The sequence below is a fragment of the Bizionia gelidisalsuginis genome (assembly GCF_008086185.1).
In the GTDB taxonomy this organism is placed as follows: domain Bacteria; phylum Bacteroidota; class Bacteroidia; order Flavobacteriales; family Flavobacteriaceae; genus Bizionia; species Bizionia saleffrena.
In genome coordinates, this window is record NZ_VSKN01000006.1 from 60,455 (window position 1) to 78,354 (window position 17,900).

The window sequence follows — 17,900 nt, forward strand, 5'->3', positions numbered from 1 at the left end:
TTTATAAGTATATGCTTACAGATAACAACCAACCAGACACCACTAGAAAACTCTCATTGGAGGAAATAGACCAATGTATTTCGGTCTTAGAACTTTTGGTAACCGATACCAATCAAATATTTAATCTTTCTGAAGAAAAAAGAACGGCATTATATAAAGCCTCAGGAATGCTGTCTCGTCCAAATCGTGATGAGTTTCAGCGGAGAAGAAAAGACGCTAAGAAGGCTATAAAGCGTAAAATGATTGCTAAAGATACGCACGCCAGAAAAACAACAGGTATCCGTTCTGCGCGAGAAGCGACGTTATTTGTAGCTCCAAAACTACTAGCAGAAGCTTCTAATCGGGACGACACTTTAGAGTTAGAATCGCCGAGAAACTGCTACGTTTGCAAGGCTGTATTCTCAAAATTGCATCATTTTTACGATACAATGTGTACGGATTGTGGTGATTTAAATTACGCAAAACGTTTTCAGACGACCGATTTAAAAGATCAAGTAGCGGTAATTACAGGATCTAGATTAAAAATAGGCTATCATATTTCATTAATGTTATTACGTTCGGGAGCTACCGTTGTGGCTACGACACGTTTTCCTGCAGATTCTGCCATTCGGTTTTCTAAAGAAGAGGATTATAGCGATTGGAGTGATCGTTTGCATATTCACGGACTCGATTTGCGACATATACCAAGTGTAGAAATTTTCTGTAATTATATAGAGCAAAAATACGATCGCTTAGATATTTTAATCAATAATGCAGCACAAACTGTAAGACGCCCTTCAGGTTTTTATTCCCATTTAATGGAAAACGAAAAATTACCTGTCGGCCAACTGCCAAAATTAGCGCAACCATTATTAAAAGATCATAATACCTGTCTAAAAGAATTAACAGCGTTTAGTGCTAGCACTTCAAAAACGAGTAAAAATAATGTGCTACCGGTGACCTGGCACGGGCCAGAACCAGGAATTGGATTGCGAAATTCGGCCGAATTATCTCAAATTCCATACAGTTTTGATAATTCATTACAAACTGCCGAAGTATTTCCAGAAGGTCAATTGGATGCCGATTTACAACAAGTAGACCTAAGAAAAACCAACAGTTGGCGATTAAAATTAGGTGAAATTGAAACTACGGAAATGGTAGAAGTTCAGTTAGTAAACGCCGTTGCACCGTTTGTGTTATGCAACCGTTTGTCTAATTTAATGAAGAAAGAAAACACAGGTAAGAAACATATAATTAATGTATCTGCGATGGAAGGGAAGTTTCATAGGTTTAAAAAAGCAGACAGACACCCGCATACAAATATGGCAAAAGCAGCCTTAAATATGCTTACACATACTTCTGCAGCAACCTTTGCGAAGTCTGGTATTTATATGAATGCTGTCGATACGGGCTGGGTAACAGACGAAGATCCAGCAGAATTATCTAAGAAAAAAGTAGAAATCCACGATTTTCAACCCCCTTTAGATATTGTTGATGGGGCGGCAAGGGTAATGGATCCGCTAATAGACGGCATAAATACCGGTAAACATTGGTCGGGGAAATTTTTAAAAGATTATTTTCCTATCGATTGGTAGTGGTTTATAAATAAATTGGCACTATCTTTGCACTCAAGTTATCAAATTATTAATTACAATTATTATTATTATGAGTAAAGGAACAGTAAAATTTTTCAACGACACTAAAGGATTTGGATTCATCACTGAAGAAGGAGTAGACAAAGATCATTTTGTACACATTTCAGGATTAATCGACGAAATCCGTGAGGGTGACGATGTTGAATTTGATTTACAAGAAGGAAACAAAGGATTAAATGCAGTTAACGTAAAAGTTATGTAATATATACTTCAAGTTTTTTAAAAGAGCCCATCAATATTTTGATGGGCTTTTTTTATGTGAAATTGTGAAATGATTTGTATTTTTCTAAAAAATAGTTTTAAAAATGGATAAAGAACAATTTATGCAAGAAGCTGTAAACGCAGCGTTGAAAGGTATGAACAATAACGAAGGTGGTCCATTTGGTTGTGTCGTTGTAAAAGACGGAAAAATAGTGGGTCGCGGTAATAATAAAGTTACGTCTACAAACGATCCCACAGCACATGCCGAAGTTACTGCTATTAGAGAGGCGTGTAAAAATCTAGGTTCGTTTCAGTTAGACGGTTGCGAAATTTATACGTCTTGCGAACCCTGCCCTATGTGTTTAGGAGCTATTTATTGGGCGCGACCAGATAAAGTGTACTACGGAAGCAGTCAAGTTGATGCCGCAAATATTGGCTTTGATGATGAATTTATTTATAAAGAAATCCCTTTGCCTTACAACAAAAGAAGTATTCCTTTTGTACAACTTGCGCCAGAAATTGCGATAAAACCTTTTCAAGAATGGGTTAAAAAAATGGATAAGACGGAATACTAGGAACTGATTTTGGGGAGGTTTTAATATTGGGTTAAAATATTTTATCCTTAAAGGGATTAATAATTAAACTCAATCAATGACTCAAATTCAAAGATAAAAATATCCAAAATTGGCTTATTCACACTCTAAAGTTGTCTGTAAAATGAAGTGTTTTAGCAGCTAAACAGATTTCGACTGCGATCAATCGGACAATAGTTGAAAATTACATTGACGGAATTTAAGCTGGTTTCTTGAGTGCTATTTTAGGGTTTACTTTATAACTTTTGGTAGTGTACCCCAAAACGGTAATACCAAAAAACAAGTTTCAAATAATTGCGATCGATATGGATCTGAATACAGACATAACTAAGAGAAATAATAAAGGATTATGTCTCTTAGTTGTTTATATTTCGTACCAATTTAACTAGATATAGCTTTCAATAAGCTGCGTGTTTATATAAAGTAGAACCGTTTACCCGAATGTCTAAATGCTACATTGGCAGCAATTTAATCCTCCTTTCATTTTCCTTTAAAGACACTTAATAGTTAATTATTTATCATTTACCCCCGCTTCTCTATAGCGTCTCCAGCTTGTACCTTGCGTACACGGACAATCGCTTACTCCTTGTAAGAAATCTATACCTATAGTTATCGCGTGCGTTCCAGAATTAAATCCCGATAAATCATTCATTGTGGCTTGGTAAGAATAGGCGAAATAAAATTCATTTTTCTTAATCCCCACCATTGGTCCAATGTTTAAAGGTTTTAAAGCTTGATCGTTTAAAAACCGGTAAGAAGCACCTACCCAGTAATAATCGCCATCGCCGTTATACTTTCTATATTTTAAATTAATATCTGTACTTGAACGTCCATCACTATTATACCTTTGGTAAAATATAGAAGGTTCAATTTCTGTATTTCTCATACTTTTGCTTTTAATAACATATCCAGCATAGGTTTGAAAATTTAATAGTTTACTCGGTTCTATTCCTGTAAAGGCATCAATCTTTTTGTCTAATATATTATTTACATTAAAACTTAAGAAAAACATTTTTAAGCGATATAGAATTCCAACATCAAAATTATTATTAGAAATGGATCTGTCATCTCTAATATTAGGATCTACGATTGGCATTTCTTCGGTACCTTCAAAGTTTTCAATATCAATTCTAAAGCTATTAATATTATAAGAAAGTCCGAAAGATAAATACTGTTTCGATTTATAATCTAAAATAATATGGTGCGCAAAAGAAAATTTAACCCCTTTTTGTCGTGTGTTTCCATTCTTATCATTATAAAGAGATACACCAACACCAGATTGATCTGCAATTCTAAAATCGACATATAGCGCCTGATTATCGGGAGCGTTTTTAATGCCTACCCATTGCGTCAATCCGTTGGCTCTAATTCTTAAATTATCGCCAACGCCAGCATAGGTGGGTGAAATAATAAAATCGTTATCTGCTAAGTACTGTGTAAACACCGGTAAGTTTAATTCTTGTCCGAAACCATAAGACGAGATAAAAAGAACGATATAAAGTGTGATTTTTTTCATTTGACTAATTTTTTTAAAATGCTTTAGGTTCTATTATCTGTAAAGTGTAAAATGTCCAACATAATCCTTATCTAAAAGGTCGCTATTTGTTTTAACCACATACCAATAATCACCTGTAGGTAATTCTTTACCGTTATAACGCCCATCCCAATACTCACCAACGCGGTATGTTGCAACCTTACGGCCATAGCGATCGAAAATATCGAAGGTTAGGTTTGGAAAATCTTCTGTACAACCTGGCGCCCAAGTATCGGCGATACCATCACTATTAGGTGTGAAATAATTAGACATACACGGCCCCACAATGTCTATATCTATTACAGCTTCAGCTTGACAGCCGGCACTATCTGTTACCGTAACATAATAAGTTCCTGTTTCGGTTACTACAAACACATCTACAGCGCCATAACTTTGGTTATTTACTGTGTACTCGTAATCTCCAGTGCCACCAGTAGTTGTTGCAATAAACTCTCCAGGCTGATTTCCTTCTGATAAACTAAGTGATAGCGGCTGGTAGCTTTCAATAACAAAGAAATCTGTGTTTTGAATACATCCATTGGTATGTCTAACATCTATATAATGATTTGTTCCTGAAGGTACATTTGTGAATACATTACTTGATTGGTACGCACCACCATCTAAAGAATAATCTATTTGAGAGCTATCTGTAATGCTTTCATCTATAATAACTGTTACTGAATTGGTGAGTGTATTATTTTCACAAAGATATTCGATCTCTAGAGTAGGGTTAATGATCACTGATTCTGGGAACGTAATATTCCATTCAGACTCACAACCTACCGCATCGCGAATATACACTATGTGGTCACCACCGTTTAAATCTGTAAAATCGAATATGGTCTGCGTAGCATTACCGGTTATATACGGACCGTTGTAGTCGTCAAGGCTCACACTGTAAGGTAAACTTCCGCCATCAATATCGATGCTAAATTCTCCATCTGCATCGCCATCACACACTGCTGCGAAAATTGAATTCGGAACAATACTTAAGATGACAGGTAAAGGATCCGTAATTGTAAAATCGAAAGTAAGGTAACACCCTAAAGCATCTTGAACAACAACTTCATAATCACCAGGGGCTAAGTTTTCGAATACATTAGTATCGAAAAACTGATTTAACTGTGGTGAGATCGCATATTTAATAATTCCTGTTCCTCCAGTAGCAGTAATTTCTAAAATACCATTATTACTACCGCTACATGTAATATCGGTAATTTCAAATTCAGCGGTTAATGGCGCAGAAGGCTCGGTAATCGTTATTTGATTTGACGTAATAACACAATCATCGCTAACCACCGTTACCACGTAAGTACCAGCGACCAGTTCTGTGAATATGCCCGGACTATCCTGAGTTGCAGTAATAGTATTTCCGGCAGTATCTTCTAAAGTATAGACATAGTTTCCTAGTCCGCCTTGAGCTGTTGCTATAATACTTCCGTTATTATCTCCTGCACAATTAATTGTAGGATTGAGAGATTGTAAATTTATTACTAATTCTGGAAGTGGATCTATTGTTATTTCATTTGAAACATTCGCAATACACCCGTTAGCATCTTGAACATAATACTGATAGGTTCCTTCCGGTACAGAAAAAGTGGTATTTGTTGCAAAAGATCCTATAACCGTTGTAAAGGTATCCGTCTCACTATAGGTATAAGGTCCGTTTCCTCCAGATGCTGATAGCGTTAAAGTAGATTCTACCAAACAACTTTGCGTTGTTTCCTTCACTAAACTCGCTTGTATTGGTGTTGGTTGTGCGATAGTAATATCTACTGAAGTAAACGCGCAATTATAACCGTCTGTTATGGTAACAGAATATATTCCTGCTCCTAAGTTGCCAAACATATTTGTTGTTTGAGGACCAGAACCACTCACTGTTGGAAAAAGGGTGTTTAGAACATAGGTGTAATTACTCCCTTGACCACCAGCAGCACCCGTAATTGTTATTGAAGCGTTTTGATCTCCAAAACACGATAGCATTGTTGTATTTGGTGTAAATGTCGCGCTGATAGGTGTCGGTACGTCTAATATAACATCAGTTGTTGCGATACATCCTTCAGAATCTCTAACATTTACGGTATAAGTTCCCGCAGATAACTCTGAAAAGAAACTATTTGAAGAATACGCTTCAACAACTGTTCCCGCTAAAACTAATTCATATTCCAAATTTCCCCAGCCGCCATTTGCGTTAGCATCGATAGAGCCTGAGTTATTATCGCAAGTTACACTTGAAGCTTCGGAAGCCATAAGCGTTAATTCTTCGTTAGGTCGCGTAATCGTGAAATTCTTAGTTACTGTACAAAAAGGATTAGAAATTAGTGTCGCATTTACAGTATACGTATCGCCGGTTAACCCAGTTATAGTTATAGGCCCCGCATTTGAAGTAGTACCAGTAGCAGCTGTTGCTCCCGAACTATCCTCTATAGTATAGTTAAATGGTCCAGACTGATCTGGATTTGTTCCTGTAATAACCTGATCGATGAAAGTGATACTTACACTACCATCGTTATCGTTATAACACGTAACATCGATTACAGTATCTAAAATAAGATCGAAAGTATTCGGATCGTTTACATAATGTACATTTTCAATACTACATCCAGTATCCAAATTGGTAACTGTGATACTGTAGTTTCCAATATTTAAACCTGTAAATACGCCAGTGGTATTTGTCTGACTGTAGACACCTCCTGTAATAGAACCTTCAACATCCTCCACAATATATTCTAAATTCGGCGGTGTTCCACCAGTTGTTGAAGCGGTTACTGTTATATCTTCAAGGTTAGTACAAGAGATTGCAGTATCAACAGTAACTGTTACTGCATCTAATTCTATATACGGATTAATAGTAATTGCCGCAGTTGTAGTACCCAAACAGCCTTGATCGTCGTACACATTAACCGTGTAGGTTCCGCCAGAGGCATCTGATTCTGTATAAGTAGTATTACTTCCAGACTGAACGACCGTACCACTCTCGATAAATTCGTAAGTCGTGTACGTTCCAGATCCTCCCGTAACACCTGTCACCGTTATTGTAGCATAATTTAATGTATTACCAGTAGCACAAAGATATTGAGATACTGTAGGAGCAGAGATTAAAATGGCATCGGGCTCTGAAATTGCAATAGTTTCGGTAGCTACACAATCTTTACCTGAATTTACCTGAACCGTATAGGTACCAGCCACTAGATCTGTAAAGACATTTGACGTTTGAGGTGCCACAATAATAGGCGCAGTGATTTCGTAAGTATAAATTGGGTTATCATTACTTGTTGGTAAATCGACAACAATAATACCATCGCTTCCTCCATTACACGTTACATTATCTGCGTCTAGTGTAAAGTTTACTGGCGTCGCAGGGTCTAATGTTAAGGCGATCTCTTGTGTACATAATGTTGTTGCATCAGTCATAGTCACCGTATACGTCCCTGATGGTACACCAAAGAACACGTCACCACTCAAGGTGATTGATGAAGGATTCGGAGTTATAGAATATGTATAATTTCCTGAGCCTCCAGAACCGGCTACTGTTATCTCACCGTCGTCGTCATCACAACTTGGAGCTGTAGTAATAACAGCTGAAAATTGAATTGCTGGTAATATATCGAAAGTAAAAGGAGCTGTATTTGTACACCCGTTAGCATCCCTTACAATAACATTGTAAGTTCCTGGTGCATTTACAGTAAAGGTTGGACTCGTTTGGAATCCGTTACCTATACTATATTCATAAGGCGCTATTCCACTAGCAACATCTACTGTAAACGTATAGTCGTTTAATGGACTTGGACATTGACTTAAGCCCGAGATTGTTATTCCTGAAGGAATTGGGTCTGTTGCAATAGTAATTGTTAATGGCGTTGAGATAACACACGTATTACCATCTTGCACATACACATCCCACGTTGTTGATATTGCGGGATCTAAAATTGCTGAATTTGAAGACGAATATGTTCCTGCTGGATCACCACTCACTACAAAAGAATATGAATATGGAGTAATACCTCCAGAAGCTGTAACACTTACTTGCGCTCCCATAGTACAAGTCGCATTAATATTAGTATCTAATGTTAAACCTAAAGTAGCTGGCTGTGATACATCAATTGAAGTTGTCACAGTACAACCTGTAGTTTCATCTGTAACATCTATAGTTTGTGTACTCGCTCCGGTTAACCCAGAGACTGTTACTGTTGGATTTGTTTGTCCGGTTACCGGTGGAGCTCCATTTATAGAGTAGCTATAAGTTCCTGTAAAATCTGAAATGGTAAATAACACTTCACCATTTGCTCCTGGATTACAAGTCACATCACTAATTAATTGTCCTGCAACCGTTATATTTTCAACGTCTATAAGGTTATATAATTCTTGATAATTACAACCGTTAGCATCGGTAACTTGGAAAGTATAGTCATCAGGTGTTAATCCTGTGAACATTCCATTTGAAGCACCTGTTGTATTAGTCGTCGCACTCGCTGGCGATAGAATTTCGAAACTTAACGGGGCAACACCATTGGTTGCCGTTAATGTCACTGTACCATCATTTATTAAACATGTAATCGCCGTGGCACTAAAATCTAAATCTGTCGGCGAATCTAATGGATCAACAGTAACAGAACCAGACACTATACAGCCATTAGCATCTCGTACTGTATAAGTAATAATTTGAACAGTTCCATTATTATTAACTGTATACATGTTATTGGTTGTAAAGCCAAAACCGTTGAAATTGTAATAGTAACCTGTTCCACTTCCTGTAGGCGTTCCGTTCTGTCCAGTAACAGTGATTATTGTTTCTATATCACAGGTTGTATTTGCAGATACGGTGTGAGAAGCTGTTAAAACTGTTGGTTCATTAATGGTTATTGGAGCACTTGCCAAAGTACACGATTGCGTGTCCATTACAGTTATAACGTAGTTAGTTCCTTGAGATAACCCTGTAAAAACATTTGAATTCTGAAGAGCTCCGCCATCCAATTGGTATTGAAAAGGACCAACACCTGCCGTTACATTTACAGTAATAGTACCGTCACTACCACCATTACAGGTAACATCGGTCTCTACTGTAGTAAAGACTATAGTCGGAATTGGATCTAAGGTATACGTTGCAATTGCTTGACATCCTGCAGCATCTATAACGCTAAAGGTATATGTTCCAGAAGTGGTGGCTGTATAAACATTTGTAGCCATTGGGGTATAAGTGGTACCTCCGTCTGTTGACACTTCGTAAGCATAAGACGTCGTGTCTCCTCCTGTTGCAGTTAATGTGATTTCTGCATCTGGTGAAACCGTGCAATCTAAAGCTTTTATCAGTGCAGCGTTTAATTGTAAATCATCATTGACGATATAAGGTGTTGTTGCCACACATCCATTACCATCTTGAATATATAAGGTATAAGTACCTGGCGTATAAATTGTAAAGTTCGGATCTGAAGAATAAGTAGTTCCATTGGTACTATACAGTGGTGTTCCTACTGAAACTATTCCTGTAATCGTACCATTTATAGGAGTACCTACAAAACATGGCGCTACCAGAGGATCGATTGTTGGTTCAGCATCTCTTATTAAACTGATATCAAAATCTCTAATACAACCGTAAGCATCAATAGCATATATTGTATATCCATTTGCTGCCACTGTAAAAGTATTAGCCGATGCCCATCCTGTACTAGTTGCTATTGGAGCAGCATCTGTATCTAATAATATTTGATATTGATAAGGGGCAGTACCATTACTCGCTACTGCCGTTATAACACCAAGGTCATTACAGTTTTCATTTGAAGAGACGGAAGCCGTTAGACTTAAATCTATTGCAGATTCTGTAATATTAAAAGGCACTGTCACTATACTACAACCGGCATTTGGACCAGAGGTTTCAGATATAAGAACATAATAATTTCCAAAATCTAAAGGGCCTAAATTCGTTACCGATAGTGTGCCTCCTGCAGGAATAGTTCCGTTTCCAACAATAGAGGTTGTTGCTAATGATAGCGAGTTAAATATTTCATACGTTACATCGATAGCAATTCCTTCAGGATTGTTTAACGTGAATGACACATTACCATCGGCACTACCAGTACACGTAATATTATTTGAAGTTATAGCAGAAGCCGTTACAGTTGCATTCGTTGGAATAGGGTCGACAGCAGATTCAAAATAGTAACACGATGTTACCGTGTCATACACAATAAAAGTATATAAAACTCCTGGAGTTAAACCTGTAAAAACAGTTGAATTAGATCCTGGAGTTGTTTCCGTTTGCCATCCACCTGCAGGTGGGGTTGGGGCAGTTGCTGGAATGGTACCATCATAAATTGCAAAGTAAAAAGGACCAGGGCTTCCAAGAGTAGTACCAATACTAATTGTGGCTTCTCCTCCAGTAGCACAATCTGCTGTTGCATCAATTGTAATATCTAAATCGTCTGGTGGTGATGCCACTAGTACATCTTGAATTAAGACAGAACAGCCATTAGTATCCACAACGTTTATTTGGTATAATCCAAAATCAACGACATCAAAATTAACAGAAGTTGTACCCGCAGTGTTAAGTTCAGACTCCGCATAACCATTGGTACCTGTTACAAAATAGTTGTAAGGCGCTGTTCCTCCTGTTACACTATCTACAATTACAGAACCCTGAGAAACACCTCCTGTAGTACACGTAATTGGCACTGCATGGTAATTCACCACAATTGGGATAGGTTCTGAAATAGTAATCGTCTCTATTTCAGTACAGCCTTTAGCATCGGTAACAGTAATTGTATAATCTCCTGCTGCTAATCCAGACGTTTGTGTTCCATAATTTGTTCCTGTAGTTGTATTAATAACTTCAAAAACAAAGGGAGCTTGACCTAACGTTGTATCTGGAGTTATTGAAATAGCCGCAGTTTCTTCGCCATTACAATTAATAAAAGCAGTTTGAGTAACTGTAATATCTGGATCTATAGGTGTTGTTAAATCGATAGCAGTTGTTGTTACTGCTTGACAACCGTTAGCATCAGTTACTTGAAACGTATAACTACCCGGTGTTGATGTATTAAATACGTTACTAACCATAGGCGAGTAGGTTGTTCCACCATCGGTAGAATATTCAAAAGTATAAGCTGGTGTATTTCCTCCGTTAGCTGTTAACGTAATTTGAGCGTCTTGTGGAAGACTACACGTAATCTCCTTATCTAAATTAGGTGATAATGTTAACTGTGGATAAACCGTTACCGTATTACTATTAGCAATACAACCGTTAGCATCTCTAACCGTCACCGTATAGGTTCCTGGTGCAACTGTAAATGTGGCACTCGATTGGAAATTCGTTCCATCAATACTATAGGTATAGGGAGCAACTCCTAAACTTGCTGAGGCTGTTATTGTATAATTGCCGCCCACAGAACATTGATTATCAATATTTAGTGTCACGTTAGGTGTAGGGTCACTAGTAATTGTTATTGGTGTCATAACGACACAATCGTTAGCATCTTTTACATAGATATCTATAGTTAATCCTAAAACAGCTGTATCTACAGTAGTTCCATTACTATAAGTCCCAAGCGCTGGCGCTGGACTTCCTGAAGCAACATAAGCATAAGTATATGCTGGTGCGCCACCAGATAGTGTTGGAAAGCTAATCGTTGAAATTGTGTTATTACAGTTCACATTGGTTGCCGATGCTGAGAAGACAATTTCTGTAGCAGCATTAATAACTACTGAAGCCGAATCAATACATCCTGTGGTAATATCTTGTACATTAATGGTATAGGTTCCTGCTCCTAGATTTGTAACGTTTACAATGTTACCTGTCTGTGCAGCTGTTCCTGAAGACGGTGTAATAGTATAAGTGAAATTTCCAGAACTACTTACATCCGTAATAGTGAAAATCGCCTCACCATTAGCATCGCCAAAACACACTTCATCACTACTCGTACCTGAAACTGCAATATTTATGGCTGGAGCAATAGTATGGGAAGCACTAGTTGTACACCCGTTAGCATCCGTAATTTCGAAAGTGTAGTTACCAGGCGTTAACCCTGTAAAAACACCCGTGCTTACTCCGGATACATTTGTAGTTGCTGCTGCAGGAGCAGTAATTACAAACTCAAATGGGCCTACACCTCCTGTTGGTGTTATAGTTACATCTGTTGTGGCATCATTACAAGTAATTGCATTTGAATCTGCAAATGTCATTCCCGTTGGAGGATTGTAAGGTGAAATAACTATGGTTTCTGTATCTATACACCCATTAGTATCTTTTACAGAATAGGTTATAGTTTGTGTCGTTGCAGTATTAGTTACTGTATATGTATTCGTATTTGAATAAGCACCGCCTTCAAAACTATAGGTATAACTTCCTGTACCTCCTGTTGCAGCAACTGTAATCAAAGTTGTCGCACTACACGTAGTGTTATTTGGTACAGAAGCTATGGCTTCTATTTCTGAAGGGTTATTTAGTGTGATTGTATAAATAGGTGATAAACACGCATTGCTATCTTGTACTTGATAAGTATACGACGTATTCGCACTTAAATTCGTGTATAATGATTGTGTTGTAAAAGCACCGCCATCAAAACTAAACGTGTAACCTCCTAAACCTCCTGATCCAAATAATTGTACTTCGCCTGCAGCGCCATTAAAACACAATGGATCGACTGAGGTTGCTGTTGCCGTTGGGTTTGATAACGGTGAAATCGTAGTTATACCGGATTCTGCAGTACAACCTTGAGCATCTGTAACTTGAAACTGATAAGTTCCCGATGTCCCTGTGGTATAGGTAAAAGGAGTTCCTGTTGTACCTAAAGTTGTATACGCACCACTATTTATTGAAATCGCATAAGTATAAGGTGCATATCCACCTGAAATAGTTCCTGTAATCTCTGCATCTGGTGTAGCAGTACAATCTAAATCTTCGGTTAAAACAGTAGTAAGTGTTAATTGTGGTTCTATAATTTGAGCTGGTAACGTTACCTCACATCCATAAGCATCTCTAACGATAATGGTATACGTTCCAGGTGTTAAATTATCAAATATATTACTCGTTTGAAACCCGTCACCATTACTACTAAACTGGTAAGGTGGTTGACCTGAAGATACCGATACTTCAAGTGTTGTAGCGTCAGTAGTATCATAACAAAAATCAGATGTAACACTTATAATAGCCTCTGGAATATCTGGCGCATCTAAGGTAACCGTAGTAGATGCTGTACAGCCAAGAGAATCCGTCGCTTCAACAGTATACGTTCCGGGAGCAACATTAGTTAACGTACCATTTCCTTGAAAATCGGTTACTGTAAAAGGAGCGACTGTATCAATTAATTGATAAGAATAGGCAGGTGTTCCCCCCGTTGTAGATGCTGTAATTGTCGCACCATCTAAGCACGTTACTTCGGTATTGGTAGTAGTAACAGCTAAAGGATCTGGAGCGCTTATTGTTTCTGTAAAAGTAAAAAGACAAGTGTCAGCTGTGTCATCATAACGTATTTGAATATCGTAATTACCATCAGACAATCCTGTTATGGTATAAGGAGAAGTCATTTGTGTAAACCACGTTGTTCCATTATCTGTTGAATATTGGAAACCTAAAGTCGGATCAAAATTTTGAGCTGCAATTGTAAACGTTCCGTCCGAAGCACCTGCACAACTAACCATTGAAGTTCCTGTTACATCAGCAGTAAAAGCATTTCCTGAAGGAACTACAAAAGGAAAATCTACAATTGTAGCACAAGCAGCAGGAAGTTGATATACTTTTAAATCATCTATCGCGACGTCGTTACCACTAACTTGTTGTACGTTAGAGCGTAATATAAAGGTTAAACTGGTATTAGCTCCGGGATCTAGAGTTATAGGTGTTGTAGGATATTCAACCCAATTTTCAGTTTTAGGGATATCTCCTGTATTGTAGAAAGAAATTTCTGTACCAGAACCATCCACTAAGGCAACTCTCAAATTAGGATCGAATTGATTATTTCCTGTTTGCAATAAATTCATAGCTGCAAACTCAACTTGTATTGGTTGATTCGGAATGATATCAATAATTTGTTTTTGATATAAAATTTCGGATGCCGGTATCGAAGCTCCAATATTTACAACCATAAACCTTCCATCTGGTGTTGGTGGAGTGGTTGCAGGTGTATGGTCTAAAGGGTTTATCCACGAACCAAAAGGGTTTTCTATATTGGAAGTAACAGAATACTCACCATCGTTAATAGCCGGACTATTACCACATTGTGTTGCTGTAACCTGTCTTTCAAAACAGTAGTAAGTTGGATTAATTCCAGGAGAAGTGGTGTCTTCACCATACCCAAAAGTCTCGTATAATAAATTACTAAATGTTGAGACCGTTAATAAGGTATACTCTACACTAATAGTATGAGAACCAGAAGGAACATTTATAAATGTTTGAGGATCTGTTGTATTTGGATTAGGCACACCGTCTAATAAATAATCGTAACTATAAGAGGAGCCGCCATTATTAGTGACTGTTACAGTCGCGTTTCCTGAGCCATCACAATTAAAAATAGTGTCGCCTAAAGCGATTGTTGGTGCAGGAGGTTCTTGATCTAAGATAATATCTTGCATAGCAAAAACACATCCATTAGCATCACGAACATAAACAGTATAAGTCCCTGGGGTTACATAGGCGTCATTTGACGTCGTCCAAGTGGCTTGATTATCAAAACTATACTCATAGAAATTTGGTGCAGGAAATGGTGTTCCGCCCTGAGGATTTGTAATGCGAATGGTACCTTCTCCAGACGGACCGCAACCTGCCAGTTCAGAAATTCCTGCAGTAGCTGTTAAAGCTTCATCGGGTTGATTTATAGTAATTATTTGTGCTGTTGTAAAACATTCTGAACCACCAAGTGAATATTTAATTAATACGTCATAATTACCAGCAGTAAGATTCGAAAATAAAGAATTAGTGTTGTAAGTAGCACCATTGTCTATACTAAATTCTAATGTGTATCCGTTGGCTTCCGTTACATTAATTTGAATTGTTCCCGTGTTATCATTATAGCACAAGATATCTGTTTGGCTAATGGTATATTCTGGTTCAGGTAATTCGTCTACTGTAATGGTAGTCGTTGCGCTACAATTATTAGAATCGACCACTGTGATGTCAAAAACACCTGCAGAAATAACCAGTATTTCTGGTACCGTTTGAAAATCGGTAGCGCTATTTACAAAATAAAAGTATGGTGGTGTTCCACCTTCAGGATATACTGTAATCTCTCCATTATTACAGGTTAATGGACTAGTAATAGCAGCGGTAACGGTTAGCAATGGAGGCTCTATGATAGTGATGTCTTCAGAATAGGTACAACCATCTTCAGTTTCTACTGTAGCGGTATACGTTCCGGGATTTAAATTATCGAAAGAATACGTATTTTCTAAAATAGGTCCAACACTATTTACTAAACTTCCATTTTCATATAAGGCATATGAATATTGCGGCTCTACATCATTAGCAGCCAATTGAATACTCCCCAAATCACCGTAACAAAGCGGTTGTGTAATAGTTGAAGATACTGTAAAGTCACGTTCTCTAATTTGAATATCTGGTACTGTAAACACACAAGGGTTCGTTGTAACATCAATTTGTTTTATGTAAACTGTATAAGTTCCAGCAGTATTAACTGTAAAAACATTGCTGTTTTGGTAGGTAATATCGTCTAAGCTATATTCGTAACCAGTAGGTACATTGTTAACAGTAATACTTCCAGGGGTTGTACAGATAATATCGTTTGAAATAACTGTTGGATCTAATAAGTTTTGATAGACATTAAAATAGAACTGTACAAAACACCCTCCCGAATAATTAATCGTAAGTCTGAACTGCCCAGACGCATTCGCTAAAAAGTTAGGCCCTGTAGCTACTTCATTCCAAACGCAAGCATCGTCTTCATTAGCACAATCCGTATTAGAAACGGCAGTGCAGCTAGACTCATCTAATTGTTCCCAAATCATTGTTGACGCACCCGAAATGTTCGTTTGGATATTTCGCGTATCATTTGCACCACATAGAAAAATGTTTGGCAATAATTTACCGTCGTTGGGACAGGTAACGACTTCATCTGCATACGGTATGATAGGATTTTCTACATCGCCACCATAAAGCGTCACAACAAATTCTTGTACAATGGATTGGCAAGGCGCTATAGCAGTATTAAACACATAATAGGTTCCTGTTTCTGTAACAGTAACTGTTTGGTCTGTTCCAATTACTGGAGAACCAGTTGCGCTTGTAGACCAAGAATAAGTGTCGTAACCGTTTGCAGCAGTCATTTCTAAACTAGAACCACAAAGCACTTCGTTTTGGGTAAAAACACAATCATCAAGATTGGCTAAAAAGTTAGTTGCTTGCGGCGTTAGTAAACAACCTGTGTTACTATTAAGGCTTGGATCGTCAGAAATTTGAAATGTAGGGTTGAAAAAACCATTGTATGTTGCATACGCTTGGTTGTTAATAATATTTGAGCACGCATCTGCCAATTGTTGGCAACTTTCTACTGTTTCAACTTCTATCCTAATTTCATAAACAGGATCGTTTTCTTCAACCAAATAATCTTCAATATTTAATATTAGCTCTCGAGTAACAGGATTGTAACTTACTACTGTTACGCCAGGTGGAAGTACTAGATCGGTAGGATAATTAAATACAATATTTATAGGAAGAATATCCCTAATCTGAAAATTAGTGGCATTATCGTTCCCTATATTTTGAAAACCTATAACATAATTTAAAGGGGTAGATAAACCAACGGTTTGTCCGCCAATATCATTACCAGCATCATCTTCTACAATTTTGGTTAGTACTATAGTGGGTTCAATTATTTCTACGGCGAAAGCGAAAAAATACTGAAAATAAGTATCTCCACTTGTTTCTAGACTAATGGTCGCTGATGTTGCATCATTCGCAATTACACCATTGGAAGGATTTGGTATTTCCATAACGCCTGTATCGAAACCTAAGGTGTTGGTGCTATTAGGCACTCTGTTATTAACTGGTAGCGCATTTAATTGTGTTACAGAACTATTAAAAAAATTATTTACAGGACGATCCGTTGCAGATAAACTTACACCATTTAACAATAATCTATCACCCGTAATTGCTTTGTCTCCTTCTAGAGTTGCAAAAGCAAAATTTGCGCGTACTGGAGCAGGAGCAGGAACGGTTCTAAAACCATTAATAGGAATATCTAAGCTTGCATTACCAGAGACATTAATGGAACTAAAACCATCAAAACTTGTAATGGATTTACCCGGTAGAGTAGGATCTTCATAAACTACAAAAAGAGACCATCCAGCAGATTGACCTGTACCGTTGTACGGATTAAAAGTTGAAGTTTCACCTTCGCCGGAAGAGACATTAGCGACCGTATAAGTACCCAAATCGGTACCTAGAGTTGTAACTATATCTGTAACATCTGCATAACACGCATAAGAAAAGCTATTCCCCCCGTCTACAGATGTACCATTAGCGTTGTAAATAATGGTTCCTTGTATATCATTATAGGCACCTGTTGGTCCTTTTAACTTTACGTCTGTTATAGGTTCGTTACCAGGATTAACCGCCCCCCAATACAAACCAGCATATATTATACCATAGCAATTCGGATTCGGGATATCCAAATCGGCACTTGAAGAACTAAACGTTGTATTATCACCGTCAATGTCAATATAACGCATATCCACATTGTGGTTATATTCATCATCGTCATTAAAGGCATTATTATCTGGGCCAAGAATATTGTTACCAATAAGTATGATGTCTCCTTTTAAATCCTCGTTGAATCTAGGGGCAAATGGTTCATAATTTTGAGCATAGGATGCGAAACCTATGAAGAATAGTAGTACAGCAATGGTTAATTTAGAAATAGTAGGACTTTCCATAATTTTAATTTTACGCTCATTCTGTTATCAACTTTAGGGGGAATTGATAACAAAACGAAG

The 17,900-nt window shown here is 37.5% G+C and carries 5 protein-coding genes; 3 read left to right on the plus strand and 2 right to left on the minus strand.

Translation table 11 applies throughout. The annotated features are described in order from the left end of the window. The first annotated feature begins 11 nt into the window (after window positions 1–11). The 3 genes from ES677_RS06250 to ES677_RS06260 all read left to right on the plus strand — a co-directional run bounded on the left by ES677_RS06250 (window position 12) and on the right by ES677_RS06260 (window position 2,410). Complete coding sequence (locus ES677_RS06250) at window positions 12–1,574, plus strand: SDR family NAD(P)-dependent oxidoreductase (protein WP_148380773.1); 1,563 nt, start codon at window positions 12–14, stop codon at window positions 1,572–1,574. Window positions 1,575–1,644: 70 nt separating this feature from the next. Further along, window positions 1,645–1,836 (plus strand): cold-shock protein, encoded by a 192-nt coding sequence (locus ES677_RS06255; protein WP_148368911.1) that lies wholly within the window; start codon window positions 1,645–1,647, stop codon window positions 1,834–1,836. 103 nt (window positions 1,837–1,939) lie between these two features. After that, entirely contained in the window at window positions 1,940–2,410 is a 471-nt protein-coding gene (locus ES677_RS06260) for a nucleoside deaminase (RefSeq protein ID WP_148368909.1), read from the plus strand. A gap of 529 nt (window positions 2,411–2,939) precedes the next feature. On the opposite strand, the gene ES677_RS06265 is transcribed toward ES677_RS06260, so the two are convergent. Both ES677_RS06265 and ES677_RS06270 read right to left on the minus strand, forming a co-directional pair. Next, a complete protein-coding gene (locus ES677_RS06265) occupies window positions 2,940–3,944 on the minus strand; it encodes a PorP/SprF family type IX secretion system membrane protein (protein WP_148368907.1) in 1,005 nt (334 codons plus the stop codon). Window positions 3,945–3,977: 33 nt separating this feature from the next. Beyond that, window positions 3,978–17,840 (minus strand): T9SS type B sorting domain-containing protein, encoded by a 13,863-nt coding sequence (locus ES677_RS06270; protein WP_148380774.1) that lies wholly within the window; start codon window positions 17,838–17,840, stop codon window positions 3,978–3,980. Window positions 17,841–17,900: the final 60 nt, after the last annotated feature.

What these genes read in the sequence shown, in the direction of transcription:
- ES677_RS06250 (WP_148380773.1), top strand. Translation starts at nt 12, where the DNA reads ATGCTTACAGATAACAACCAACCAGACACCACTAGAAAACTCTCATTG.
- ES677_RS06265 (WP_148368907.1), bottom strand. Translation starts at nt 3,944, where the DNA reads ATGAAAAAAATCACACTTTATATCGTTCTTTTTATCTCGTCTTATGGT.
- ES677_RS06260 (WP_148368909.1), top strand. Translation starts at nt 1,940, where the DNA reads ATGGATAAAGAACAATTTATGCAAGAAGCTGTAAACGCAGCGTTGAAA.
- ES677_RS06270 (WP_148380774.1), bottom strand. Translation starts at nt 17,840, where the DNA reads ATGGAAAGTCCTACTATTTCTAAATTAACCATTGCTGTACTACTATTC.
- ES677_RS06255 (WP_148368911.1), top strand. Translation starts at nt 1,645, where the DNA reads ATGAGTAAAGGAACAGTAAAATTTTTCAACGACACTAAAGGATTTGGA.